Source organism: Pedobacter zeae (assembly GCF_014196715.1).
In the GTDB taxonomy this organism is placed as follows: Bacteria; Bacteroidota; Bacteroidia; order Sphingobacteriales; family Sphingobacteriaceae; genus Pedobacter; species Pedobacter zeae.
The window spans coordinates 623,341-647,907 of sequence record NZ_JACIEF010000003.1 but is presented as its reverse complement, the minus strand read 5'-3'; the positions used below and the strand labels follow the sequence as shown (position 1 = coordinate 647,907).

The following is a 24,567-nucleotide window of genomic DNA, read 5'->3' as shown; positions in this document are numbered from 1 at the left end:
ATCATTTTCAACAGAAACTATATACTAACCATAACCTCCTTGAAAAGGTTTTTAATTATGTGAATTTCTGATGCATATTGGGTATTTTTTCTACAACCAAAATATAAAGTGTTGGTGAGCTTTGAGAAGCCTTCCCAAATTACCTTCACTTTTTCTTCTTCAACTTCTTTTTTGCAAAGAAAATCAGGAATAATGGCCAATCCTTTTCCACCAGATAAACAGCGGACAATGGAATTGAGATTAGGCACAATGTAGTTTGGACGAAAATCGGCATGCTTGCCAAAGTTAAGCTGCCAGAAACGTAAGAGGTGCTCCATATCGCCAGCGGTACCATACCATTTTTGCTGTTTTAACCAGGCTTCCATTCCTGCCAGATCATTCTTGGCAACCAACGAATCGAAAGCCTGCCCATCAGTTTCTATGCCACCTACCAAGACAATGGTTTCGGAAGAAAACGCTTCGTGTTCTACATTGGGCGAATTTCCTTTTTGTGGCGTAATAATGAGGTCTAAAATACCTTTATCCAATTGATCGAGCATTTCGGGATATTCACCAAAACGGATAATTACATTAAACGGAAGTGTGGAAATATATTGCTCAAGCGTAATCTGAAAAGTTTCGAAGCACATGCCTACACTAATGGTCGGGGTATGCTTCTCCGTGCTTTTCTGAAAATGCTTTTCGGCATCCTCGAGTTTGCTCAGGGGTTCTACAATAAAATTATACAATACTTTTCCTTTTTCTGTAGGGATCATTTTCCTGCCGGTTCGTTCGAACAGCTTATAACCAACATAACTTTCTAAAGAACTTAAGTGCAAACTTACCCCGGGCTGAGAAATGAACAGGTTTTCTGCTGCACCGGTTAAGGTTCCTGTTTTATAAATCGCCTTAAAACTTCTGTACCATTCTAAATTTACCATAATGACAGTATTATAATTCTGATACAAAGCTATGAATTAACTTGTTTTAATGATAGATATAGGCGCTGTAATTTTGTGTTATCAAAATAGAAAAACGAAATGAAAAAAATATTCATTATTAACGGAGGGCAAAAATTTGGGCATTCCGGTGGAAGGTTTAATGAGACAATAACTGATGCTACTGTCGATTTTTTTTCTTCATTGCAAGAATTTGAGGTAAAAACAACCAATATCAACGATGATTATGATCCTAAGGAAGAAGTGGAAAAGTATGTTTGGGCAGATGTTGTGATTTACCACACCCCGATCTGGTGGTTCCAGGTACCTCATGGACTTAAAAAATATATAGATGTGGTTTTTACCGAAGGTCATAAAAAAGGAATTTATGTTAGCGATGGGCGTAAGGCTGATAATCCGACCAGGAATTATGGTACAGGCGGCATGTTGCACGGACGGAAATATATGGTCACATCCTCATGGAATGCTCCAAAAGAAGCATTTACGTTGCCCGGAGAGTTTTTTATGGAAACCAGCGTAGATGATGGCGTTTTGTTCGGTTTCCACAGAATGAATGCCTTTACCGGAATGGAACAAATAGCGGGCATCCATTTTCATGATGTAGAAAAGAATGCAGATATTAGGACTGCACTTAAATTGTACCGGGAACATTTAACTCAAAATTTTTTAAATACAGCAGTATATGAGCATTTATTTAACAGCAATAGTTAAAAGCAAAGAAGGGACCACAGCAGCATTAAGAAGCATGCTGCTAGAGATGGTTGTAAACTCGCGTAAGGAAAAAGCCTGTATCCAATACGATCTGCATGAATCGGCGGCGGATAATACTTTTATTTTTCAGGAGGAATGGAAAGATCAGACCGGTTTGGATCTGCATAATAAGCAACCTTATATTTTAGAATTTGTTGCACAAGCTGGTAAGCTGACCGATGATATTGTCATCTATAAAACTGCAAAACTGGCCTGATTACAGTTTTGCACGCTTCGTTGTTAACGAAGAACCCGTAGAAGCAATTACCACAAAAGCCACGGCAAGGCACTCTTTTAATGTAAGGTATTCCTGTAAAAAAACGAGTGCGGCCAATGAGGCCATAGCAGGTTCCAGGCTCATTAAGATACTGAAAGTACGGGCCGGAAGCTGCTTAAGGGCCCTCATTTCCAGGGTAAAGGGAATAGCGCTGGATAGCAATGCAAGCGCTGCGCCCAAGCCCACTAAGCCGGGATTTAAATGGCTTAAACCGCCACCCGAAATACCAAATGGAAGGATGACCAGGGTGGCAAATATCATCCCAATGGCAACGGCATCGCCCCCTTTCATGATTTTCGAAATTCTGCCGCCCAGTATGATATAACCCGCCCAAAAAAGGCCTGCCAGTAAGGCCAGCAATATGCCAGCTAAATTTAATCCGTTACCCGTCCATGGGGTGATGAGTATAATACCTGTTGCAGCCAGGATAACCCAAACAAAATCTATCGCTTTTTTAGATCCAAAGATGGCTAAAGCCAAAGGGCCAACAAATTCGAGTGTTACCCCTAAACCAATCGGGATTCTGGCAATTGACATATAAAAAACCATATTCATTACACCCAGGCAAACCCCGTAAAGTATAGTGTATTTCCATTGTTTAGCCGTTAACTTAAACAGGTTTGGACGAAACGTGATCAGTAAGATTACAGCCGATAAACCGATACGTAAGGAGGCTGTAGCCGCTGCCCCGATTTCTGGAAAAAGCGTTTTTGCGATTGCTGCGCCGCATTGCACACTGATTATAGACAATAAAACAGCCGGAATGGGTGGAATATTAATTTTGCTTTTCATCGGGGATAGCTTAAAGAAATGCAAAATTAAGAAATTGTGGCCGGGTAAATTTTTTTAAATAAAAAATGGAGAATCAGATTATACCAATTCTCCACTTAAAGCTTTTAAATTCTCCATTTAACTAAATAATTCCTGTTCATCCCGGTGCTCGGTAGGGATCTTTTTTAAAAAATCATCAAACGATGGCCCGTCGTTATCAGAGTAAGTGCCGTAGGCATCCAATATATATCCGATATTTTTATCCTGATCCTCTAAAAGATATAATACAGAGTTATCTGCGGGGTCTGAATCCCCCTCAAAGCGATAGGTTTTAACAATGGTTAAATCCTCGGGTTTATAAATTTTTCCAAGTGATTTACTCTGCATCTTACCGTGGTCTGAAATTTTTAATTCGTTATCTTTTCCTTTCAGCCTCAATTTCTCCAAAATTTGACTCAAAGTGTTCATTGCAGTTGGCTGTTCCATAGTTTTACGATTTTATACTGATTAAACAAGTGGTGCCGGAAATGGTTTTGCCAACAGATGGTTTTAAGCAAACTAAATGATGGTCAATCTGTTTTACATAAAACTAAATTTTATCGATATGAAAAATATTTTTTTAGGACTGGCTATTGCAACCATAGCATTTTTAAGTGCCTGTACGAAAACCAATAAAGAAATTGCACAGGCAACTTTAACAGAAACTGCAGATAATACCAAAACCATCGGAACGGCGAAATTTTACGAACTGAGCGATGGGAAAATCAGAATGGATATTGAGATGAATTTCGCGGCACGGGCAGACAGCAATGTGGCTGTCCATTTTCACGAACATGGCGATTGCGGCAATATGGGCGAGAATACCCATGGCCACTGGAATCCAACCAAAGAAGCCCACGGCAAATGGGGCTCGGCCGCATACCACAGTGGCGATATTGGTAATATCATGTTAGACAGTAAAGGCCATGCTACGCTTTCGGTTACTACCGATAGGTGGAGCGTTAAAGATGGCGATGTTAAAAACATTATCGGCAGGGGAATTATCGTACACGGCGGTACGGATGATTATACCACACAACCTACCGGAAATTCAGGACCAAGGGTGGGCTGCGGTGTAATTGAGGCGGTAAAGTAACTGTATTAATATGATCGTCATTGCTAGAAGGCTTTTTCTTAAGCGGTTAAATTTTTAACCGCTTTTTTTATGCAATTTGATATGGGTTGTCATCATCATTAAAAACCTAAATTATTATGGCAACTCTAAACGAATCTTCAAACGGCAAGGCCTTAAAAGGAAGAACCAAAAACGCAACCCCGAGGGTAGATCTGACCGCAATGGTAGATCTCATGTTTTTATTAACTGCATTTTTTATGCTTACGACTTCTTTGGGCACTTTAAATGCGGCTGATATTGCTAAACCTGTTAAAGAAGACATAAGTGATTTTGCTCCTTTTCCCGAATCGCGTACCATGACCATCGTACTGGGGAAAGATAATAAAGCCGTAGCCTACATGGGGACCATCGAAAAAGCGAACATGAAAATTGTTGCTGTAGCCGATCTTCAAAAAGAAATTAGGGCAAATAAGTTATTGGTGGCAGCAACACACCGAGATAAACCTGATCAACACATGATCGTGATTATCAAGCCGGGTAAAACTGCCAGGTTTCAGAATTTTGTTGATGTTGTTGATGAAATGAAAATTGCGGGCATTAAATCTTATAGCATAGATGATGATCATTTCGCTCCGAAAGAGTTAATTTTTATGAAAAACAATCAACTCTGATATTACTCATTTTTAAGTATTAAGAACGCTGAATGAGCGAATAAAAAGAATATCGAACGGGTTAATGCTAATGAATAAATTGAATAGCGTAAATCATACACTATCCTTCCGTTAAATTCTTTGTTTTTGATGGCTTTAAGCCTGTTTTTTACTCTTGTTATGGAATTGTTAGGCTTTGATTAGGTGTTTAATACTACATCTGTATAGCTAATATGATTACATTCGTCGAAGTGTTTGGCCAAGCATCAGGCGCAGTCCCGAAAAGCCTTCAAAAGAGTAGGGGTCTTAAAACTCAAAAAAATCTAGTATGAAAAGTTTAGAATTAAAAAATCTTGGTGTTAAAGAAATGAACACAACTGAAATGTCACAAGTTGAAGGTGGTGGTATTATCAACAATACATTAAACGAACTTTTAACTTCTCTTGCAGGAACTTTAAATGCTGTTGGTGCAGATACTTCAGTATTCTTAAACAAAACAGTAACCAATGTTTTGAAACTTGTTTGGAGTTTATAATTAAATTCAGCGCATCTACTGTTCTGGTTTGCAGGGCAGTAGGTGCTTTTATATCTATCTCTCTATGGCGCTAACCACTTACTCTACGGAAAGAATTTCGAATAGCGCTCTTGTTTACCGCTCTCGAATCAGTAAATCTAACCAGTTAATATACATCGTTACCGTAGTGGTAATTTTAACGGTTTTAATTGCCCTGCCCTTTATTAAAATTCCCATTAGCATACATGGTACCGGCATTTTGCAATCTACAATTGAAAAAACAGAATTGGTTGTGCCTGTTAATGGCCGCCTGATCGAATATAGGCTTTCGGATAATAAAAGGCTTAAACAAGGTGATACCCTTCTGGCCATCGATGCGGGGCTGCCTAAACAGCAGGATGCACTGGTAGAGACCCGAAAAAATCAGATTATTCAATTTTTACACGATATTAATGCCCTCTTGTCATTTAATGGCGGGTCTAACTTACAAACCGGTCAATACGCCGCGTCGTGGCAACAGTATGTGCAGGAATTAAAAAATGCCGGGATCACAAAGCGGCAGGCAGCCAGCACATTTGCGCGTTACAATAAACTTTATCAAAATAAAGTGCTTACGCAATCAGAATATGAAAAATACAGATACGAACTGGAACAGGCCGAATCGGCTTATTTAATGGTACGTACCAAATATAAAAGTCAATGGCAAACAGAGGCCAGTAATTTCCGGAACGAACTGCGCCAGCTTACAGGGCAACAGGCAGAGCTGAACGAACAAAAAAAACAATATGTATTGCGCGCCCCGGTTGATGGTTCGGTGCAAAATCTTGTGGGTTTACAGCATGGAGCTTATGTATTTGCCAATCAAAAAGTAGGCGAAGTTTCGCCCGATGCAGGTTTGGCGGCTTACTGTTATATCAACCCGGCAGATATAGGCCTTATTAGAAAAGGACAGGAAGTGCATTTTCAGATCAATGCCTACAACTATAACCAATGGGGTTTAGCCGTGGGTAAGGTTGTCGATATTTCGGATGACATTGTTATATTAAATAATAACCAACCTGCCTTTAAAGTAAAGTGCCTAATGGATAAAAATTTTCTGATGTTAAAAAACGGCTACAAAGGTTACTTGAAAAAAGGAATGAATTTTACTGCCCGTTTTAAAGTAACCAACCGGAGTTTATACCAGTTGCTTTACGATAAGGTAGACGATTGGGTTAATCCAAACTTAATCCAAAAAACATAAAAGGTAATGAGTACAAAGGTTAAACAAAGGGATATAACAGATTGCGGAGCGGCTTGTCTGGCATCTGCTGCTGCTCATTATAAATTAGATCTGGCTGTTGCCCGGATCAGGCAACTTGCCGGAACGGATAAAAAAGGGACAACTGTTTTAGGACTTGTAGAAGCAGCTCAAAAACTAGGATTCGAGGCGAAAGGGGTAAAGGCACCTTTCGATAGTTTATTCAAAATACCAACTCCTGCTATAGCACATATCATTGTAAATGATATCCTTCAGCATTATGTAGTCATTTACAAAGTAAGCAGTAAGTTTATAGAGGTGATGGACCCTATAGATGGGAAAGTGCACCGTAAAACACACGATGAATTTAAAAAGGAATGGACTGGTGCTTTAGTCTTGTTGTTGCCATCTGAAGACTTTCAGATCGGCAATGAAAAAAAATCAATCCAAGGTAGATTTTGGAATTTGATTAAACCGCATAAAGGCATTCTGACACAAGTTTTATTTGGTGCTATTGTTTATACTGTATTGGGTTTATCCACCTCTATTTTTGTTCAGAAACTGGTCGATTTTGTGCTGGTTGATGGCAATCATAACCTGCTTAACCTGATGAGTATTGCCATGATGGTAATTTTGCTGGTGCAGCTATTTATCGGCTCGGCCAAAACAGTTTTTACGTTAAAAACCGGTCAACTAATCGATTCGCAGCTTATTTTAGGTTATTATAAGCACCTGCTCCGTTTGCCGCAACAGTTTTTTGATACCATGCGGGTAGGCGAAATTATTTCGAGGATAAACGATGCGGTAAAAATCAGGACTTTTTTAAACGATGTATGCGTAAATTTTGTGGTGAACATTTTTATCGTTTTTTTCTCGTTTATCATGATGTTTACCTATTACTGGAAACTGGCACTCATTACGCTTACCGTTATTCCGCTATACTTTGCAATTTACATGGTTACCGACCGGTTTAACAAGCGCACGCAACGCAGGTTAATGGAAGATGCAGCCGAACTCGAATCGCAATTGGTAGAAAGTTTAAATGCTGTAGGAACCATTAAACGTTTCGGCCTGGAAGATCATGCCAACGAAAAAACCGAAACCCGGTTTATCAAATTGCTTCAAACCGGTTTTAAATCGAATGTTAACGCGGTGGTATCGGGTACATCTACCGAATTTGTTTCACGGATGATTACCATTGTTTTGCTATGGGTTGGTGCAGGTTATGTATTGGGCAATTCGATCACTCCGGGAGAGTTGTTGTCGTTTTATACTTTGATCGGTTATTTTACAGGACCGGTTTCTTCCTTGATCGGGATGAACAAAACCGTACAGGATGCGGTAATTGCGGCCGACCGTTTATTTGAAATTATGGACCTGGAACGCGAAAGAAGTGAAAACCAAATTGAGCTCACTATCGATAAAATTGGCGATATCCATTTCGAAAATGTTTCTTTCCGCTATGGTGCCAGATTGCCCGTTTTCGAAAACCTGAACTTAACCATTCCTCAGGGCAAGTTTACAGCCATTGTGGGCGAAAGCGGCTCCGGAAAATCGACATTAATGTCGATCCTGCAAAATATTTATCCGATACAAGCCGGTAATGTACGCATTGGTCAATATGATCTAAAATACATTACCAACTCCTCGCTCCGCAAAATGGTATCGGTAGTGCCCCAACAGATTGATTTATTTGCAGGCAATGTAATCGAGAATATTGCCATTGGAGAAGAAGAACCCGATATGCAACGCATCATTGATATTGCCACTAAACTCGGTTTAATCGGCTTTATTGAAGCTTTACCTAAAGGCTTTCAAACGTATTTAGGCGAAAACGGCACCTCTTTATCAGGCGGACAAAGACAGCGTATTGCCATCGCAAGGGCTTTATACCGTGATCCTGAAATCCTGATTTTAGATGAGGCCACTTCATCACTGGATTCGGTTTCGGAACAGCATGTACAACGGATGATCACAATGCTAAAAGAAGAACATAAAACTGTAATTGTAATTACCCACCGATCGAGCACACTGAATAATGCCGATAAAATTATTGTATTGGATAAAGGCTTGGTTGTAGAACAGGGCAGCCACCAGGAGCTAAAATATCATCTGGCCTAAATACGGAGAGGTTAGAGAACTTACGAAGTCTGCTGTTAGTCCTTGCCGACTTCGTAAGCCCTGTTTCGTCACCCTGAATTTATTTCAGGGTCTTTCATCCTAAAAAAGCTATTATAATTTCAGGCTTTAAGATGGTTGTATCTGATTTAGAAGATAGGCGGGCAATTATTTGTGTATTATTTCTTGGAAAGCAGATGCAGCGGCTCTTTTTTAATGCTTCGTCCTGCTTTTTGCTACAATCTTTTTTGTCTTTCACTTCGACTGCGCTCAATGCGGCAAAAAAGGATTTTCGCGTCAATCAGGTTTAGATCCGTTAGGTTTGTACTTCTATTATCGGAAAAAGCAAAGTTGCAGAGTATTTATTTTTAAAGAGATTTCTTCTGCCTAAGAACCACCTGCCTATGTTAACTAAACCTGACAGGAGCGGACATCCCGATTTTACATCGGGATAAAGCGGATGGCAGGGCTTTTGGGGCCGACGGAGCATGGGACCTAGCTTTTCAAAAACTTATTAATGATTTTTTGGGTGGAGTAAGGTGTTACCAATTGCACGATAACAAAAAAGACGTTCTGCACTGCTGCAAAACGCCTTTTCTATGAATTTATTTAAGGAATTAAATGCCGAAAGCAGCTTTAACTTGATCTACATAATCTAATTTCTCCCAGGTAAACAGCTCAACCGTAACCGTTTTTTCCTCACCGTTTGGTGTTTTGAAAGTTTTGGTAACGGTTTCTGGTGTGCGGCCCATGTGCCCATAAGCTGCGGTTTCGCTATAAATCGGGTTTCTTAACTTTAAACGTTGTTCAATAAAGTAAGGGCGCATATCGAAAATTGATTCTACAATTTTAGCGATCTCGCCGTCGGTTTTACCTACTTTACCTGTTCCGTAAGTATTGATGTAAATACCCATTGGTTTTGCAACACCGATAGCATAAGATACCTGAACCAAAATTTCATCAGCAATTCCTGCCGCTACCAGGTTTTTAGCAATATGGCGTGTGGCATAAGCCGCACTTCTATCTACTTTACTTGGATCTTTACCCGAAAAAGCCCCACCACCGTGAGCACCTTTACCTCCGTAAGTATCAACGATGATTTTTCTACCGGTTAAGCCCGTGTCGCCATGCGGACCCCCAATTACAAATTTACCGGTCGGATTAATGTGGTATTCAATTTTATCGTTAAATAAATGTGCGTAAGCCGGGTTATTTTTGATGATTCTTGGAATGAGGATGTTAACCAGGTCTGTTTTGATTTTCGACAACATGGCAGCTTCTTCATCAAAATCATCATGCTGTGTAGAAATTACAATCGCATCGATGCGAATAGGTTTATTATTATCATCATACGCTAAAGTAACCTGGCTTTTTGCGTCCGGGCGTAAATAAGTAATTTCTTTATTTTCGCGGCGTAAAGCAGCAAGTTCCTGTAGTAATTTATGAGAAAGGTTTAATGCCAATGGCATGTAATCTTCAGTTTCGTTGGTGGCATAACCAAACATCATTCCCTGGTCGCCCGCGCCTTGTTCTTCTTTGCTGCTTCTATCCACCCCCTGGTTAATGTCTTGCGACTGCTCATGTATGGCAGATAAAATACCGCAAGAGTTGGCTTCGAACATGTATTCACTTTTGGTATAACCGATTTTCTTGATTACATCGCGGGCAATCTGTTGTACATCTAAATAGGTTTTAGATTTTACCTCACCTGCCAAAATAACCTGACCAGTAGTAACCAAAGTTTCGCAAGCTACTTTTGATTCCGGATCGAAAGCTAAAAAGTTATCAATTAAAGCATCCGAAATTTGATCGGCGATTTTATCTGGGTGACCTTCAGAAACAGATTCTGATGTAAATAAATATGACATTTATTAAATAATTAATGATAAATAAACAAATTTATAATTGCCAAACCCCTTGAAAACAGGTGGTAAAATGATTGAAAGGAGGCATTAGCAATTTTTTTAAGTGGTTGCAATCCGGTCCCGAGGTGTCGGGATAGCAAATCAATCCACTTTTTACTGGCGCAAAATTAGCATATTTTCTTTATTTCAAAAATTATAGATTATTTTGTGCATTCAATCTTACACTTTGCACACAAAGATCAATATCCTCTTTATCATCAACCCTATCTCTGGTGGGAAGGGAAAACTTCGTATTCCCGACTTTATCGATAAGTACCTGGATAAGGAAAAGTTTAGTCCGAATTTTGTTTTTAGCGAATATGTTGGGCATGCCGGCGAACTGGCCGACGAAGCGGCGGCCAAAAACTTCAATGTGATTGTAGCTGCGGGTGGCGATGGTACTATAAATGAGGTGGCTACAAAAGTATTGAAGCATAATAAAATTTTAGGGATTTTGCCACTGGGATCAGGCAATGGTCTTGCCCGCTTTTTAAGTATTTCAAAAAATTTAAGATATGCGCTCCTGAATATCAATAATTTTAAGATCGATGAAATTGATACTGCTATGTTTAATAACAAATGTTTTTTCAACCTGGCGGGTATGGGATTCGACGCGCACCTGAGTGCTGTTTTTTCGAAAGATAAAAAACGCGGACTATCGGGCTATATAAAATTGGGTTTTAAAGAGGTTTTTAATTATAAACCACAAACCTATCAGTTAAACATAGATGGTACCGCTTATACCCGCAAGGCCTTTGCCATCAGCGTTGCCAATTCATCGCAATATGGAAATGATGTTTATATCGCACCAAATGCTTCGGTAAAGGACGGCTTGCTGGATGTTTGCATCATTAAGCCTTTCCCCATAATAAAATTACCTCTTTTGGGTTATGTAATGTTAAGGGCTAAAGCAGAAAACTCTGATATGATCGAAATCATCAAAGGAAAAAACATTAAAATTATAAGAGAAATGGCAGGTGCGGTGCACGTAGATGGCGAACCTTTGCAGATGGGAACTGAGATAGAAGCGATAGTGAACCCGCTATCGTTAAAAGTGATCGTGCCGTAGCTTAATTTGGAGTTAAGCGCTTGGAGTTTAGAGGAAATCTGACTATAGGCTATTAAAACCATGAACCATCAACGATTTACCAACGAACCAATGAACTTTTATAAAAAATGAAACAAAAGAAAAACAGTTTAAGTGATCTTGGCGGAATTATGTATTCTACCAATCCTGATTTCGAATACGAAGAAGAAGTTGATGATACCGTTACCTTACCGAACAACCAGCAGGATTTAAGGGTAATGCTCGATAAAAAGAACCGAGGAGGTAAGGCTGTAACTTTAATTACAGGATTTAGGGGGCGTTCGGAAGATTTAGAGGTATTAGGCAAAATGCTGAAGACCAAATGTGGCGTTGGCGGTTCGGTTAAAGATGGCGAAATTATGATCCAGGGTGATGTTCGGGATAAGGTGATGGGCATCTTACAAAAAGACGGCTATAAAGCCAAAAAGGCCGGAGGTTAGTATCAATGAGATTAAATTATGGTTAAATTAAAAAGAGGTGTCATCCTGAGCCTGATCGAGGGCCCTTTTTAAGTATACATCACAGCCATGAAAGATTACTTCCCTAGACAAATCAGGGCAGTTACTGTTTCTTCTCAGCCATGGTTGATCTTGCAAAATACTAAAAAACCTGGCGCTCAATCCTCATCAAAACCTACTCAATTCTCAATATTGGTTTTTAAATGTATGTAGCGAAACTACTTTCGTTAAACATTTAAATCAATCAATATGAAACGGTTATTCTTCTTATTATTTTTTGTTATTTCTTTTGGTTTGCAGGTTGCCCATGCAGAATTTTTGAATCTTGGTGCGGCAGAGATAATTCTGCTTCTGATAACAGGCTTTTTTGCTTTAGCCTTTGTTATAGGGATTATTTTTTTATGTTTATACTTAATTAAACGCATTAGGCCTGCTAAAAATGAAAAATAAGCTAATCTTCGGATTAATTTTTATCCTAACCTATGGTGTTCAGATTGCCCATGCCGATTTTTTAAATATAGGAACTCCAGAAATTATGATGCTTTTATTGGCAGGCCTGCTGTTTTTGGGGTTTTTCGGTGGCATTTTTATGCTGATTTACTATTTAATTAAAAAAAGTAAAAATACATCGCCAAATTTAGCGCCAAATACCGTTGCCATAAATTTTGCACCTCCCATAGCATATCAAAATCCACTGGTGGATGGAGGGGCAGATAAGAAAGAGCCGATTAAGGTAAATGGCAGGATTGCTCTGCCCCAACAGAACGAAATCAGGTATGTTAATACTGATGAAATTGTAAGATGTGAGGCGGATAACAATTATACCAACTTCTTTTTTAGCGGAGGTGATCAAATGCTTATTTCAAAATCGTTAAAAGAATATTCAGATCTGCTTAAACCACATGGTTTTATCCGTACCCACCAGAGCCATTTAGTTAACCCGCGGTTTGTAAAAAGCTGGCTAAAAGAAGATGGCGGTACTTTATTGATGGATAATGGCGATAAAATTCCGGTATCTAAACCAAATCGGGAATTGGTGAAAGAGGTGTTGGGGAAATGACATTTCAAACCTCGTAGGTTTCAAAAACCTGCGGGGTTTAAACATTATCTTACATTTTTGTACTTTTGCCGCTATGTCAGTTATTAAACCCTCATTAGCAAAAGGTACCCGCGATTTTTCTCCGGTAGAAATGGTAAAACGCAACTTTATTTACGATACCATTAAAACGGTTTTCAGGAAATATGGTTACGCCGAAATCCAGACGCCAAGTTTTGAAAATCTTTCTACCCTAACCGGAAAATATGGCGATGAGGGCGACAAACTGATCTTTAAAATTTTAAACAGCGGCGAATTTCTAAAAGATCCAAAAAAGAAATCATTCGATTTTGCCGGAGAAGATAACAGCAACAAACTGATCACTTTAATTTCGGAAAAAGCACTTCGATACGATTTAACCGTGCCTTTTGCCCGTTACGTTGTAATGCACCAAAATGATATTACCTTTCCTTTTAAAAGGTTCCAGGTACAGCCGGTTTGGCGTGCCGATCGTCCGCAGAAAGGCAGGTACCGTGAATTTTACCAGTGCGATGTTGACGTAGTGGGCTCGGAGAGTTTATTGAATGAAGCTGAATTTATTTTGATCTACAATGAGGCCTTAAGCAAATTAGGCTTAAAAGATTTCAGCATTAAAATTAACAACCGGAAAATTTTATCTGGTATTGCCGAAATTATCGGTAAACCTGATTTGATCATTGATATGACGGTAGCCATTGATAAACTGGATAAAATCGGTTTGGAAGGCGTAAGCAAAGAACTGCTGGAACGTGGTTTTACCGAAACCGACCTGGAAAAACTCCGTCCGGTAATTTTATTGGAAGGAACTAACGAAGAAAAACTGGCCAGTTTAAAAGAAGTTTTAGCACAATCCGAAACCGGGTTAAAAGGCATAACAGAAATAGAACAGGTTTTTGACTATGTAGAAAGCTTAACTGCTTATGGTTTGCCCTTAACGGCCAAATTAGAACTGGATATTACCTTAGCCCGTGGATTAAATTATTATACCGGCTGCATTTTCGAGGTTAAAACCAACGAAGTGGCCATGGGCAGTATCGGTGGTGGCGGCCGTTACGATGATTTAACAGGGATGTTCGGTTTAAAAGATTTAACCGGCGTGGGTGTTTCATTTGGTGCAGACCGTATTTATGACGTGCTAGAAGAACTTAACCTTTTCCCGGTCTCGACAGAAGTTGGAACCAAAGTATTGATCAGTAATTTCGATGCAGAAGCTGAAAAATATGCCTTGCCGATTGTGCAGCAGTTTAGAAATGCAGGCATATCCGCAGAATTATATCCAAGTTCGGCGAAACTGAAAAAACAAATGGCCTATGCAGATGCCAAGAATATCCCTTATGTCATATTAATCGGGGGCGATGAAATTGCCAGCGGAGCACTTACGCTGAAAGATATGCAAAGCGGCGAACAGAAAAAATTAACGGTTTTAGCCATACTGGAGTTGTTGAAATAGGTTATTAACCAATAAGACACAAATAACACTAAGAAATTTCGTCATTGCGAGAAGACTTTTTCAGCCGACGAAGCAATCTTACAACGACCGCTCTTAAAGTCTCATTTTAAGATTGCTTCGTCGTTCCTTTACTTCCCAACCCGCAATAAAATCGGAAAATGAACATCTTTCTCTGCGTCATCGCCCCAGGCTTCTTTTAGCTCGGTAAACAGGTATTCGAGGGGATTTCTTTCGTTGGCTTTTTTGTAGTGCTGTAACGCTGACCAGGTATTCAAATAACCAATTAATTGGTTAAAATGCCAGGTAGTTTTGATCTGAAAATGAGGCGCAACAATTTCTTCAAAAGGAAAAGGGATGGTTTGGTATTCTTCTTCGATGTAGCGGCGTTCATTGTCCCAATATTTACCCAGTATGTCTTCATAAAGTTTATAAATAACCTTGTCTACTTTTTTATCGATATACATAAGCCCATAGCCAATTACCGCAAAAAGCCCACCTGGTTTTAATGTTCTTTTTACTTCTGCATAAAAGGCTTCGAAGTTAAACCAGTGGATAGCCTGCGCTATGGTAACCAGGTCGAAACTGGCATCATCCACCGATATTTGTTCTGCCGGCTCTAATTTGTAGGTGATATTCGGCAACTGAAAAGCATTTTTTAACTGGTTCGCGCTAATATCTGTCGCATAAACTGCATCGAAATGCTGAGCCAGTACCCGTGCAACCTGGCCATTCCCGGTAGCACAATCCCAGGCCCTTTCCTTGTTTTTTACCAGTGCGAGCAGGTAATCGTATAATTCCTGGGGGTACGTTGGCCGGTATACGGCGTAATCGGCAGATTGGGTAGAAAAGTTATCTTTCATGGGGATAAATGATTGGATTTTGCATGATGAAAGGAGCGAATGGAAGCGCGATGAAAAACATCTCCGTGCTTTCTTTATAAAATTATTATATTTTTGAGAAACAACTGTTGCAGAAGTTAAGTTTCGTTCAGTATTCAACATTTAATTATTCGATAATATGAAAAAAGCATTACTACAGCACAACGCTAAGGATGTTGAATACCGGCTGAAATCTATATTTGGTGGTTCGGTTGGTAACCTTGTGGAGTGGTACGATTGGTATACTTACTCTGCCTTTGCCCTTTATTTTTCTCCTGTCTTTTTTCCGAACAGTAATCCAACGGCCCAGCTATTGGATACTGCAGGTATTTTTGCCGTAGGATTTTTAATGCGCCCCATTGGAGGCTGGCTGTTTGGAAGCATTGCCGATAAACTGGGGCGAAAACGCTCAATGACACTTTCTGTGCTGATTATGGCCATAGGATCATTAATAATCGGGATAACCCCAGGCTACAAACAGATTGGAATTGCAGCGCCCTTATTGCTCGTTTTTGCCCGGTTGATCCAGGGCCTGAGCACTGGCGGCGAATATGGAACTTCGGCCACCTACCTCAGCGAAATGGCCACAAAAAAACACCGTGGATTTTATTCAAGCTTTCAATATGTAACCCTCATTGGCGGACAATTATTGGCTTTAGGGATCCAGTTGATCTTACAAAACTGGTTGCTTACCCCTGCCGAACTACACGATTGGGGCTGGCGTATTCCCTTTTTTATCGGGGCTATCCTCTCTTTTATTGCTTTGTACCTGCGCAGGCATATCGATGAAACAGCAGCCTTCAAAAGTAAAAATGAGGAAGACAAAAAAGGCGGCATTGCTGTTTTATTGAAATATCCGAAAGAGGTTTTTACGGTGGTGGGGCTAACCTTAGGCGGAACCATCGCCTTTTACACATTTAGTACCTATATGCAGAAATTTCTGGTAAATACGGTTCACCTGAGCAAAGAAACCTCTACAACATTATCATTCATTTCGCTGTTGGTTTTTGCCATTATGCAGCCTTTATTTGGTTTGTTATCTGATAAAATCGGTAGAAAGCCCCTGTTAATTGGTTTCGGTGTGTTAGGTACCTTGTGTACTTATCCAATATTAACCGGTTTAGCCAAAGAAACCAATACCACTATTATATTTTTATTGATGGTGGGCGCTTTGATTATTGTAAGTGGCTATACGAGTATTAATGCGGTGGTTAAAGCTGAGCTATTCCCTGCCGAAATCAGGGCTTTGGGCGTAGGTTTACCTTATGCGTTAACCGTTGCCATTTTCGGTGGAACTGCAGAATATTTTGCCCTGTGGTTTAAAAATATCGGACACGAGCGTTATTTCTATTGGTATGTAACCGGCTGTATTTTAATCTCCCTGATTTTGTATACTACCATGAAAGATACCAAGCACCATTCCAAGATTGAAGATTGATTTTTAACTCGTCGCCCTGAACCGGGCATGAAAGAAATTTATTCAGGGGCTATTTTGCAGGAAGCATGCTCAAACGGCCAATATAGCAAACAGTGCCGGGCGGTTACAGATAATTACTCACTTCAATTAAATTCATATCCGGATCTCGCAGATAGATCGAAATAATTTTACCATTTGCACCTGTTCGCTCCACAGGTCCTTCCTCCACCTCGATACATTTTTCTTTAAGTTCTTGCATCACTTCCCGGAGAGGGAGATCTGTGATAAAACATAAATCGGCCGTTCCGGGCATGGGTTTAAAAGCTTTCGGTTCGAATTCCGATCCATACTGGTGCAAGTTGATTTTCTGATTTCCAAACTTCAGGGCCTTTCTATTCGCGCCAAATTCAATAATTTCCATTCCCAGGGCAAGGCTGTAAAACCTGCATGTACTTTCTGGATTGGCAACCGTTAGGACCAGGTGGTCTAAGTTTTTAATGTCCATAATATAAATTAGAACTAAAGCATTCGTCTTTTTGTTTTAGCTACACCACTGTTGATGGGTTATGCCGCTAACATTTGGTTAGTAAATTATCGACAAACAAAATACTCAATTTTTATATATTTACCATTATGCAAAACCTGCCTCCATTAGCCGAACGTATGCGCCCTCAAAACCTAGATGAATATGTTGGTCAGCAGCATTTGGTAGGAGAGCATGCCGTATTGCGCAAAGCCATTGAAAGCGGTCAGCTGCCATCAATGATTTTTTGGGGCCCGCCGGGAGTAGGTAAAACGACTTTGGCTTATATCATCTCACAAGCATTAGACCGGCCATTTTTTAATTTAAGCGCCATTAATAGCGGTGTAAAAGATATCCGCGAGGTAATTGACCGTGCTGCTCAGCTAAAAGACAGCTTTTTAGGTTTACCCATTTTGTTTATTGATGAGATCCACCGGTTCAGTAAATCGCAACAGGATAGTTTATTGGGGGCTGTAGAAAGGGGACTGGTTACTTTAATCGGCGCTACAACCGAAAATCCATCTTTCGAGGTCATTTCCGCTTTGCTTTCCCGTTGCCAGGTTTACATTTTAAAATCGCTCACAGAAGAAGAATTGGTTGGTTTATTGCAAACAGCGATCAAAAAAGATGCGGTTCTTGCTGAGAAGGAAATTTCGATCAAAGAACATGAAGCCTTAATCCGTTTATCCGGTGGCGATGCGCGGAAACTCTTAAATGTACTCGAAATTGCCATCAACGGTATTGGAGGTAATAAAATCGTGCTCACCAATGAGAATGTGCTGGCCCATGCACAGCAGAACCTCGCACTTTATGATAAAGCCGGAGAACAGCATTACGATATTATTTCGGCCTTTATCAAATCAATCCGGGGCAGTGATCCCAATGCGGCAGTTTACTGGCTGGCAAGAATGATCGAAGGGGGAGAAGATCCGCTATTTATTGCCCGTCGGTTATTGATTTTATCTTCTGAGGATATAGGTAATGCCAATCCAAATGCCCTTTTATTGGCCAATAACTGTTTTACGGCCGTAAATGTAATCGGTTACCCGGAGGCACGTATTATCCTGTCGCAATGTGTAACCTACCTGGCCAGTTCGCCCAAAAGCAATGCCTCTTATGAGGCCATTAACAAGGCGCAGGCATTGGTTAGGCAAACGGGTAATCTGCCGGTGCCACTGCACATCCGCAATGCACCTACCAAACTGATGAAAAATATCGGCTATGGAAAAGATTATCAATATTCACATAGCTACGAAGGTAATTTTTCACCTCAAGAATATTTTCCGGAAGAATTAAGCGGCACGAAAATCTACGATCCTGGTAAAAACCCTGCTGAAGAGAAATTGCGCGAAAAGCTTAGGCAGAACTGGAAAAACAAATACAACTACTAGTGTAACATTTTCTGCCTAATGTATACTAATAGTGGATATAACGATAAAATCAAACACCTAAACTAAATATGCTGAGTACTTTTTTAAGCCATCAAAGAAAATCTTTCTGGCGTTCGCGGAACAGGGGCAGTAGCATTGCCGGCCAGATTGTTCTGGGCTTCTTTTTATTGTATTTTTTGGTTTTGGCACTCGCGGCCGGTTTTGGTATGTCGCACTTACTGGCCTACTTCTTCCCCAAACAAGACCCGATCAAAAGTTTTAACGGCATCATTCTTTATTATTTTGCATTCGATTTCATCATGCGTTTGCAATTTCAGGAGTTGCCAACGTTAAGCATTATTCCCTATCTGCATTTAAGAATTTCGAGAAATAAGATCATCAGGTTTTTAAATGTTAAAGCCCTCTTTTCGGCTTTTAACCTTTGGCCCTTTTTTATTTTTCTGCCTTTCTGCTTTATTAAAATAGCGCCAGCACTAGGAGCAGTTACGACCGTCATGTATATCGTTTCGATATTTTCAATTATGGTTTTTAACAATTATTTCGTGCTGTATATCAAACGGAAATCAATCACCAATACACTTTATACCTTTTTAGGATTGGTTGTAATTGCGGCTTTTGCCGCATTGGAATATTACAAGGTAATTTCCATTATGAGCGGCTCCGATTTTGTATTCCGTGCCATTGCAGCGCATCCGTATTATGCATTTGTATTTACCCTGGCTGCCATAGCTATATTTTATTTCAACTCCGGTTTCTTACGTAAAAACCTGTATGTAGAGGAACTGAGTAAGAAACAGGAGAAAAAAGGCAGTACCGATTACGCTTTTCTTAACCGTTTTGGTAAAGTTGGCGAACTGGCTGCTTTAGAGCTAAAATTAATCCTTCGCCATAAGCGCCCGCGTTCAGCAGTTATTATGGGCTTCTTTTTCCTTTTTTATGGGTTTATTTTTTACAAGGAAAAGGCAATCAATAGCGATGCCTTCGGTCAGATGATGTTCGGCGCCATATTTATGACCGGCATTTCGATTATTATTTATGGACAGTTCATGTTTGCCTGGCAAAGTGCTCATTTTGATGGCTTATTGGCCAATAAAATTAACTTTAAAGATTTCATCAAGGCTAAATTTTTGTTATTTACCATTGGCTGTACCATCATTACAATATTGGCCAGTTTTTATGGCTTTTTAAGCCCGAAATTATTGCTCCTGCACTTAGCGGCGTATTTATATAATATTGGTTTTGGAACAGTGGTCGTGCTTTATCTCGCTACTCTAAATTATAAAAGATTGGATATTACCAAGGCCGCGAGCTTTAATTACCAGGGCACCGGTGCCACGCAATGGCTTTTAATGTTCCCTTATGCACTTACCCCAATTTTAATGTATGTGCCATTTGGTATATTGAATAAACCTTACTGGGGGTTGGCTGTAGTGAGCATATTTGGTTTAATCATGCTACTGTTAAGGGGCTTTTGGGTAAACTACATTGCGAAACGACTTGAAAAACAACGATATAAAATAGCCGAAGGCTTTAGAGAATAATTATGATTTTAGAAGTTAAGAAATTACAAAAAGTTTACGGCGATAAAACTGTTGTAAACATCGAAGATCTGCAGATTGCTGCCGGCGAAACTGTGGGTTTGGTAGGGAATAACGGCGCAGGTAAAACTACTTTCTTCCGGATGCTTTTAGATCTGATCCGCCCGACTACAGGCGAAGTGTTATCGAAGGGCGAAAACGTAATGCAGAACGATAAATGGAAAGATTATACCGCATCTTTTTTGGATGAAGGTTTCCTGATCGATTACCTCACACCCGAAGAGTATTTTATTTTTATTGGCAGTTTACACAATTTAAGTGTAGCGGATGTATCTGAATACCTTAATCAATACGTGGAGTTTTTTAATGGCGAAATCCTGAACAGTGGCAAATACATACGCGATTTTAGCAAGGGTAACCAGGTTAAAGTAGGTATTGCCGCCGCATTGATGCAAAAACCCGAAATATTAATTTTGGACGAACCTTTTGCTAACCTCGATCCAACTACCCAGATCCGTTTAAAGAAATTATTAAAAGAACAGGCAGGCAGCATGACTACTTTTATCTCCAGTCACGATTTAAATCATGTTACCGATGTGTGTAGCCGCATTGTGCTGGTAGAAAAAGGACAGGTAATTAAGGATTTTAAGACAGATGAAAACACGTTAAAAGAACTGGAGAGCTATTTCTCTGCTTAGTTTTTGTACTAAGAATGATACAATATGTAAGAGGAGTCCTGATTAATTGGGACTCTTTTTTTGTAAATAAGGTTCTTGTTTCTAACGAAAATTGATCAAAATGAGCCGAAGTATGGGTTCCGTTAGTTTTTGGCATTGTGTTTGAACATGTCGGATGGAAATTATAAATCTAGCATATCATGAGTATTTCAAAAGTAAGAATAGCAACACTAAGTATAGGATTGGCCGTTGGCTCTATGGCATTCCAAAGTTGTGATAGTTTAACTAAAACACAAAAAGGTGCTGGTATAGGTGCAGCTGCCGGTGGTGTAATCGGCGCTTTAATCGGTAAAAAAGCCGGTAATACAGCAGTTGGAGCCTTAATTGGTGGTGCTATTGGTGGTACAGCAGGAGCTTTTATCGGCCGCAGAATGGATAGGCAGGCTGCCGAAATTCAGAAAGCTATTCCCAACGCAGAAGTTATTCGTGAAGGGGAAGGTATTATTGTAAAATTCGATAGTGGTATTTTATTCGACTTCGATAAAACTGCCTTAAAAGATGCAGCTAAAGCCAATATTCAGAGTTTAGCATCGTCATTAAACCAATATCCTGATACCGATATCAAAATTATCGGCCATACCGATAGCCGTGGTACCGAACAATATAACATGGGCCTTTCAGAAAGAAGAGCAGCAGCTGTTAAAGCGTATGCCGTTTCTCAAGGTGTTCCGGCATCAAGGTTGGTGACGATTGGTAAAGGTTTTTCTGAGCCAATTGCTGATAACGATACCGATGCAGGCCGTGCAGCCAACCGTCGTGTAGAAATTGTAATTGTTGCTAACGATGCCTTAAAAGCTACAGCACAAAAACAAGGATAATATTGCAAATTCCCTCTACCTATGAGGTCATTATATATGCAGCCCCAGTGTACATCCACTGGGGTTTTTTTGTGGTATCTGATATAGCACAATAAATTGCATAAACGGTCGTCATCCAGATTTGTTTCAGGGTCTATTTTTGGAAAGCAGGGTCTCTTGTTTTTTTTATGTTAGCCGGGCTTTTCGCTATATCTTCGATTCCGATGGAAAATCGGATCGGAGGATGCCGCTTCAATCCCGTTTAAATTTGGAGGCTGGTGCAGCTATTCAGGGTTGCAGATGTGCTAGAAAAACTTACGAAGTTTTGTCCAAGCCAGCGCGGTAATCCAACCCTTCCTAAGAACTACTGCCCCGGGTTAGCTAAACCCGACAGCAGCGGACACCGAGCGCAGAGAGGTAAAGCGAATGGCGGGACTATCGGAACCGATCACCACAGTAACCTGCTTTTCAAAAAACTATAAGAATATACAAGCTTGTGTTAGCCTTGATCAGCATCTTTCCTGCACAAAATATTTAAAAAATCTTTGAATAGGTTTGTGCAGGATGAGAATATCCAGCACTATTATGAATACTGCGCAGCCTGATAATGCCATCCTGACTAGGTAGCGCTGTGTCAGATAGAAATATCTGACACCACCGGGTTTAATCTGCTGAATAAATATCCTCAAAGTAATTCACCACGAGCGATTTCATCAGCATCTCCTGTTCCAGCATGGTGTAAGGCGGGATTGCTTTTACCAGTTTCCAATGTGGCCAGCCATCCTGGTCCAAGCCCTCCAGTTCATAGAATCCCATTTCGCTCAATAAGCGGCAGGTAGCAATATGCATCAGTTCTTCTTTCTGACGTTTACTGTATTTCTTTGGCCCTTTGCCCAGTTCCTGAATGCCAATGAGAAAAAGCATTACCTTTAAATCCGGAAATTCCGAGTTAAATTCCCGAGAAATCCTTTCCTGTAAAACTTTCCATTTGGCATTAATCTCCGATGGTTTCATATCCTGCAAAGATAGTGTAAAAACGTGTAAGCCTTAAGTAAAACGTTTAGGCTTTTTAACACTTTAGCTTGAATGGTAATGGTATTTTTGGTTACATTTATGACCTATGGATACGAATATCAATAAAAGAATTACGGCAGGTTTATTAGCTTATGGCATGTCAGGAAAGGTTTTTCATGCCCCATTCCTAAATGCACATGAAGGCTTCGATTTAAAGGCAGTGGTAGAACGTAGCAATAAAAATGCAGTTAACGATTACCCTAATATGGTAAGCTACAACAGTGTTGATGAACTCCTGAACGATGGAGAAATTGAGTTGGTGGTGATTAATACGCCCAATAACCTTCATTACGAACATTCGAAGGCTGCATTACATGCACATAAACATATTTTGGTAGAAAAGCCTTTTACCGCCACCTCAGCACAGGCCAAAGCACTTTTCGAACTGGCCGATAGCGTTGGCAAACAGATTTTCTTTTACCAGAACCGCCGTTGGGACAGTGATTTCGCTTCCGTAAAAAAAGTACTCGAAAGCGGTAAACTGGGTAAGTTGAACGAGATGCACCTGCGTTACGATCGTTACCGCAACGTAATCGGGCCAAAGGCATTTAAAGAAAACCCGGTAGAGGCCAGTGGCCTGTTATACGATTTAGGCCCACACCTTTTAGATCAGGTAATCAGTTTATTTGGCAAACCTTTAAGTTTTTATAAAATTTTAGGTAAAAATAGAATAGGTACATTGGTGGATGATTATTTTTCGATCCATTTGAGCTATCCCGATAGCGTAAATGTTTTTGTAACCTCGAGCATGTTAGTAGTAAACCCACAGCCTGGATTTGTTTTACATGGTGTAAATGGCAGCTTTATTAAACAAAGGAGTGATATCCAGGAAGAACAGTTGCTTGCAGGCATGAAATTAACCGATGCGGGCTATGGTATTGAAGCTGCGGATAAGGATGGTTTATTAACAACCATTGATGCCAATGGAAAGAAGACCGAGGAGATCATCCCATCAGAAGCAGGAAATTATTTGCCGCTTTTCGAAGCGGTTTACCAGGCAATAAGCAATAAAAAACCGTATCCGGTAACACGCGAGGATGTTTTAACACAGATAGAAATCATAGAAAGCCCGGTAACAACATAATCCTTATCATGAATTCTCTTCCCTTTGCATACCTGATCCCCATTTTCCTGATCGCCCTTTATTTAATCCTGAAGAAAAAGAAAGTCGCGATAGAGCCATTAACCGATGTCGACAAAAAAATACTCGACGACTATGTGAGCTACTACCACAATCTTGATTCGACAGATAAACTTAGGTTTGAAGAAAAGGTGGCTACATTTTTCAGTACAGTTAAAATCGAGCCGGTGGGTTTAGAAATGACCACTTTAGACGAGTTGCTGATCGCCTCCAGTGCCGTTATCCCCATCTTTGGTTTCGACGATTGGCAATACAAAAACTTAACGAGCGTTTTATTGTATCCGGATACTTTTAACAAAGATTTTCAGTTCGAGGGTGGCGAAAGGAATATTATGGGCATGGTGGGTACGGGTTATATGAACGGACAGATGATTTTATCGCGTTCGGCACTGCGCCATGGTTTTTCTAAAAGTGCAGGTAAAGAAAATACAGCAATACACGAATTTGTGCACCTTTTAGATAAATCTGATGGGGCGACAGACGGTATTCCTGAGAATTTACTGGCACATGAATATACTTTGCCATGGATTAAAATGATGCATGAGGAAATGGAAAAAATTGAAGAAAACAAGTCGGATATTAACCCTTATGCCATTACCAATCAGGCCGAATTTTTTGCTGTAGTATCTGAGTATTTCTTTGAAAAACCCGAACTGTTAAAAGAAAAACACCCAGAGCTGTATTTTCAGTTAAGCCGCATTTTTGCACAACAGCCTGCAGGTTAA

Annotated in this window: 26 protein-coding genes; 19 read left to right on the top strand and 7 right to left on the bottom strand. The window is 40.0% G+C overall.

Annotated elements, in window-relative coordinates; genetic code table 11:
* Positions 1-17 precede the first annotated feature (17 nt).
* Positions 18-920 carry a LysR family transcriptional regulator gene (locus GGQ60_RS15870; RefSeq protein WP_183766223.1) on the bottom strand — a complete coding sequence of 301 codons (903 nt, stop codon included), beginning with the start codon at positions 918-920 and terminating at the stop codon, positions 18-20.
* Between the two features lie 99 nt (positions 921-1,019).
* Between GGQ60_RS15870 and GGQ60_RS15865 the strand changes: the two genes are divergently transcribed.
* Together GGQ60_RS15865 and GGQ60_RS15860 are read left to right on the top strand one after the other, a co-directional pair.
* Positions 1,020-1,649 (top strand): NAD(P)H-dependent oxidoreductase, encoded by a 630-nt coding sequence (locus GGQ60_RS15865; protein ID WP_183766221.1) that lies wholly within the window; start codon positions 1,020-1,022, stop codon positions 1,647-1,649.
* Positions 1,621-1,905: a putative quinol monooxygenase gene (locus GGQ60_RS15860; RefSeq protein ID WP_183766219.1), complete on the top strand. Its 285-nt coding sequence runs from the start codon at positions 1,621-1,623 to the stop codon at positions 1,903-1,905. Before GGQ60_RS15865 ends, GGQ60_RS15860 begins: the two co-directional genes overlap by 29 nt.
* Here GGQ60_RS15860 and GGQ60_RS15855 read toward each other — a convergent pair whose 3' ends face one another.
* Positions 1,906-2,757, bottom strand: a complete 852-nt coding sequence (locus tag GGQ60_RS15855; protein WP_183766217.1) for an EamA family transporter — start codon at positions 2,755-2,757, stop codon at positions 1,906-1,908.
* A gap of 117 nt (positions 2,758-2,874) precedes the next feature.
* Positions 2,875-3,222, bottom strand: coding sequence for a hypothetical protein (locus GGQ60_RS15850; RefSeq protein ID WP_183766215.1), 348 nt, complete (start codon positions 3,220-3,222; stop codon positions 2,875-2,877).
* Positions 3,223-3,340: 118 nt separating this feature from the next.
* Here GGQ60_RS15850 and GGQ60_RS15845 point away from each other — a divergent pair, with 118 nt between their 5' ends.
* The 5 genes from GGQ60_RS15845 (at position 3,341) to GGQ60_RS15825 (ending at position 8,375) form a co-directional block, all read left to right on the top strand.
* Positions 3,341-3,871, top strand: a complete 531-nt coding sequence (locus tag GGQ60_RS15845) for a superoxide dismutase family protein (RefSeq protein WP_183766213.1) — start codon at positions 3,341-3,343, stop codon at positions 3,869-3,871.
* A gap of 116 nt (positions 3,872-3,987) precedes the next feature.
* On the top strand, positions 3,988-4,521 hold the full coding sequence (locus GGQ60_RS15840) for an ExbD/TolR family protein (RefSeq protein ID WP_183766211.1): 534 nt from the start codon (positions 3,988-3,990) through the stop codon (positions 4,519-4,521).
* 307 nt (positions 4,522-4,828) lie between these two features.
* The gene (locus GGQ60_RS15835; RefSeq protein ID WP_183766209.1) at positions 4,829-5,035 is read left to right on the top strand and encodes a bacteriocin; all 207 of its coding nucleotides are present in this window, start codon (positions 4,829-4,831) and stop codon (positions 5,033-5,035) included.
* 64 nt (positions 5,036-5,099) lie between these two features.
* Entirely contained in the window at positions 5,100-6,257 is a 1,158-nt protein-coding gene (locus GGQ60_RS15830; protein WP_183766207.1) for an HlyD family secretion protein, read from the top strand.
* A gap of 6 nt (positions 6,258-6,263) precedes the next feature.
* On the top strand, positions 6,264-8,375 hold the full coding sequence (locus GGQ60_RS15825) for a peptidase domain-containing ABC transporter (RefSeq protein ID WP_183766205.1): 2,112 nt from the start codon (positions 6,264-6,266) through the stop codon (positions 8,373-8,375).
* 614 nt (positions 8,376-8,989) lie between these two features.
* On the opposite strand, the gene metK is transcribed toward GGQ60_RS15825, so the two are convergent.
* Positions 8,990-10,240 carry a methionine adenosyltransferase gene (metK, locus tag GGQ60_RS15820; RefSeq protein WP_183766203.1) on the bottom strand — a complete coding sequence of 417 codons (1,251 nt, stop codon included), beginning with the start codon at positions 10,238-10,240 and terminating at the stop codon, positions 8,990-8,992.
* 223 nt (positions 10,241-10,463) lie between these two features.
* On the opposite strand from metK, the gene GGQ60_RS15815 reads away from it, so the two are divergent.
* From GGQ60_RS15815 to hisS, 5 genes are all read left to right on the top strand, one after another.
* A complete protein-coding gene (locus tag GGQ60_RS15815; protein WP_229685133.1) occupies positions 10,464-11,345 on the top strand; it encodes a diacylglycerol/lipid kinase family protein in 882 nt (293 codons plus the stop codon).
* Positions 11,346-11,452: 107 nt separating this feature from the next.
* Positions 11,453-11,803, top strand: a complete 351-nt coding sequence (locus tag GGQ60_RS15810; protein WP_183766199.1) for a translation initiation factor — start codon at positions 11,453-11,455, stop codon at positions 11,801-11,803.
* Between the two features lie 267 nt (positions 11,804-12,070).
* Positions 12,071-12,271 (top strand): hypothetical protein, encoded by a 201-nt coding sequence (locus GGQ60_RS15805; RefSeq protein ID WP_183766197.1) that lies wholly within the window; start codon positions 12,071-12,073, stop codon positions 12,269-12,271.
* Positions 12,261-12,881, top strand: a complete 621-nt coding sequence (locus GGQ60_RS15800; RefSeq protein ID WP_183766195.1) for a LytR/AlgR family response regulator transcription factor — start codon at positions 12,261-12,263, stop codon at positions 12,879-12,881. Before GGQ60_RS15805 ends, GGQ60_RS15800 begins: the two co-directional genes overlap by 11 nt.
* Before the next feature lie 73 nt (positions 12,882-12,954).
* The gene (gene hisS, locus GGQ60_RS15795) at positions 12,955-14,346 is read left to right on the top strand and encodes a histidine--tRNA ligase (RefSeq protein ID WP_183766193.1); all 1,392 of its coding nucleotides are present in this window, start codon (positions 12,955-12,957) and stop codon (positions 14,344-14,346) included.
* 128 nt (positions 14,347-14,474) lie between these two features.
* Here the strand turns inward: hisS and GGQ60_RS15790 are convergent, their stop codons facing one another.
* Positions 14,475-15,206 carry a class I SAM-dependent methyltransferase gene (locus GGQ60_RS15790; RefSeq protein WP_183766191.1) on the bottom strand — a complete coding sequence of 244 codons (732 nt, stop codon included), beginning with the start codon at positions 15,204-15,206 and terminating at the stop codon, positions 14,475-14,477.
* A gap of 157 nt (positions 15,207-15,363) precedes the next feature.
* Between GGQ60_RS15790 and GGQ60_RS15785 the strand changes: the two genes are divergently transcribed.
* Positions 15,364-16,662: an MFS transporter gene (locus tag GGQ60_RS15785; RefSeq protein ID WP_183766189.1), complete on the top strand. Its 1,299-nt coding sequence runs from the start codon at positions 15,364-15,366 to the stop codon at positions 16,660-16,662.
* 103 nt (positions 16,663-16,765) lie between these two features.
* Here the strand turns inward: GGQ60_RS15785 and GGQ60_RS15780 are convergent, their stop codons facing one another.
* Positions 16,766-17,146 (bottom strand): VOC family protein, encoded by a 381-nt coding sequence (locus GGQ60_RS15780; protein WP_183766187.1) that lies wholly within the window; start codon positions 17,144-17,146, stop codon positions 16,766-16,768.
* A gap of 128 nt (positions 17,147-17,274) precedes the next feature.
* On the opposite strand from GGQ60_RS15780, the gene GGQ60_RS15775 reads away from it, so the two are divergent.
* The 4 genes from GGQ60_RS15775 (at position 17,275) to GGQ60_RS15760 (ending at position 21,648) form a co-directional block, all read left to right on the top strand.
* Positions 17,275-18,555, top strand: coding sequence for a replication-associated recombination protein A (locus GGQ60_RS15775; RefSeq protein ID WP_183766185.1), 1,281 nt, complete (start codon positions 17,275-17,277; stop codon positions 18,553-18,555).
* 68 nt (positions 18,556-18,623) lie between these two features.
* Positions 18,624-20,096 (top strand): DUF5687 family protein, encoded by a 1,473-nt coding sequence (locus GGQ60_RS15770; protein ID WP_183766183.1) that lies wholly within the window; start codon positions 18,624-18,626, stop codon positions 20,094-20,096.
* A gap of 2 nt (positions 20,097-20,098) precedes the next feature.
* A complete protein-coding gene (locus GGQ60_RS15765) occupies positions 20,099-20,791 on the top strand; it encodes an ABC transporter ATP-binding protein (protein ID WP_183766181.1) in 693 nt (230 codons plus the stop codon).
* Between the two features lie 179 nt (positions 20,792-20,970).
* Positions 20,971-21,648, top strand: coding sequence for a YiaD family glycine zipper/OmpA-like lipoprotein (locus tag GGQ60_RS15760; protein ID WP_183766179.1), 678 nt, complete (start codon positions 20,971-20,973; stop codon positions 21,646-21,648).
* A gap of 642 nt (positions 21,649-22,290) precedes the next feature.
* On the opposite strand, the gene GGQ60_RS15755 is transcribed toward GGQ60_RS15760, so the two are convergent.
* Positions 22,291-22,641 (bottom strand): hypothetical protein, encoded by a 351-nt coding sequence (locus GGQ60_RS15755; protein WP_183766177.1) that lies wholly within the window; start codon positions 22,639-22,641, stop codon positions 22,291-22,293.
* A 106-nt stretch (positions 22,642-22,747) separates the two neighbouring features.
* On the opposite strand from GGQ60_RS15755, the gene GGQ60_RS15750 reads away from it, so the two are divergent.
* A complete protein-coding gene (locus GGQ60_RS15750) occupies positions 22,748-23,785 on the top strand; it encodes a Gfo/Idh/MocA family oxidoreductase (protein ID WP_183766175.1) in 1,038 nt (345 codons plus the stop codon).
* 8 nt (positions 23,786-23,793) lie between these two features.
* A complete protein-coding gene (locus GGQ60_RS15745; RefSeq protein WP_183766173.1) occupies positions 23,794-24,567 on the top strand; it encodes a M90 family metallopeptidase in 774 nt (257 codons plus the stop codon).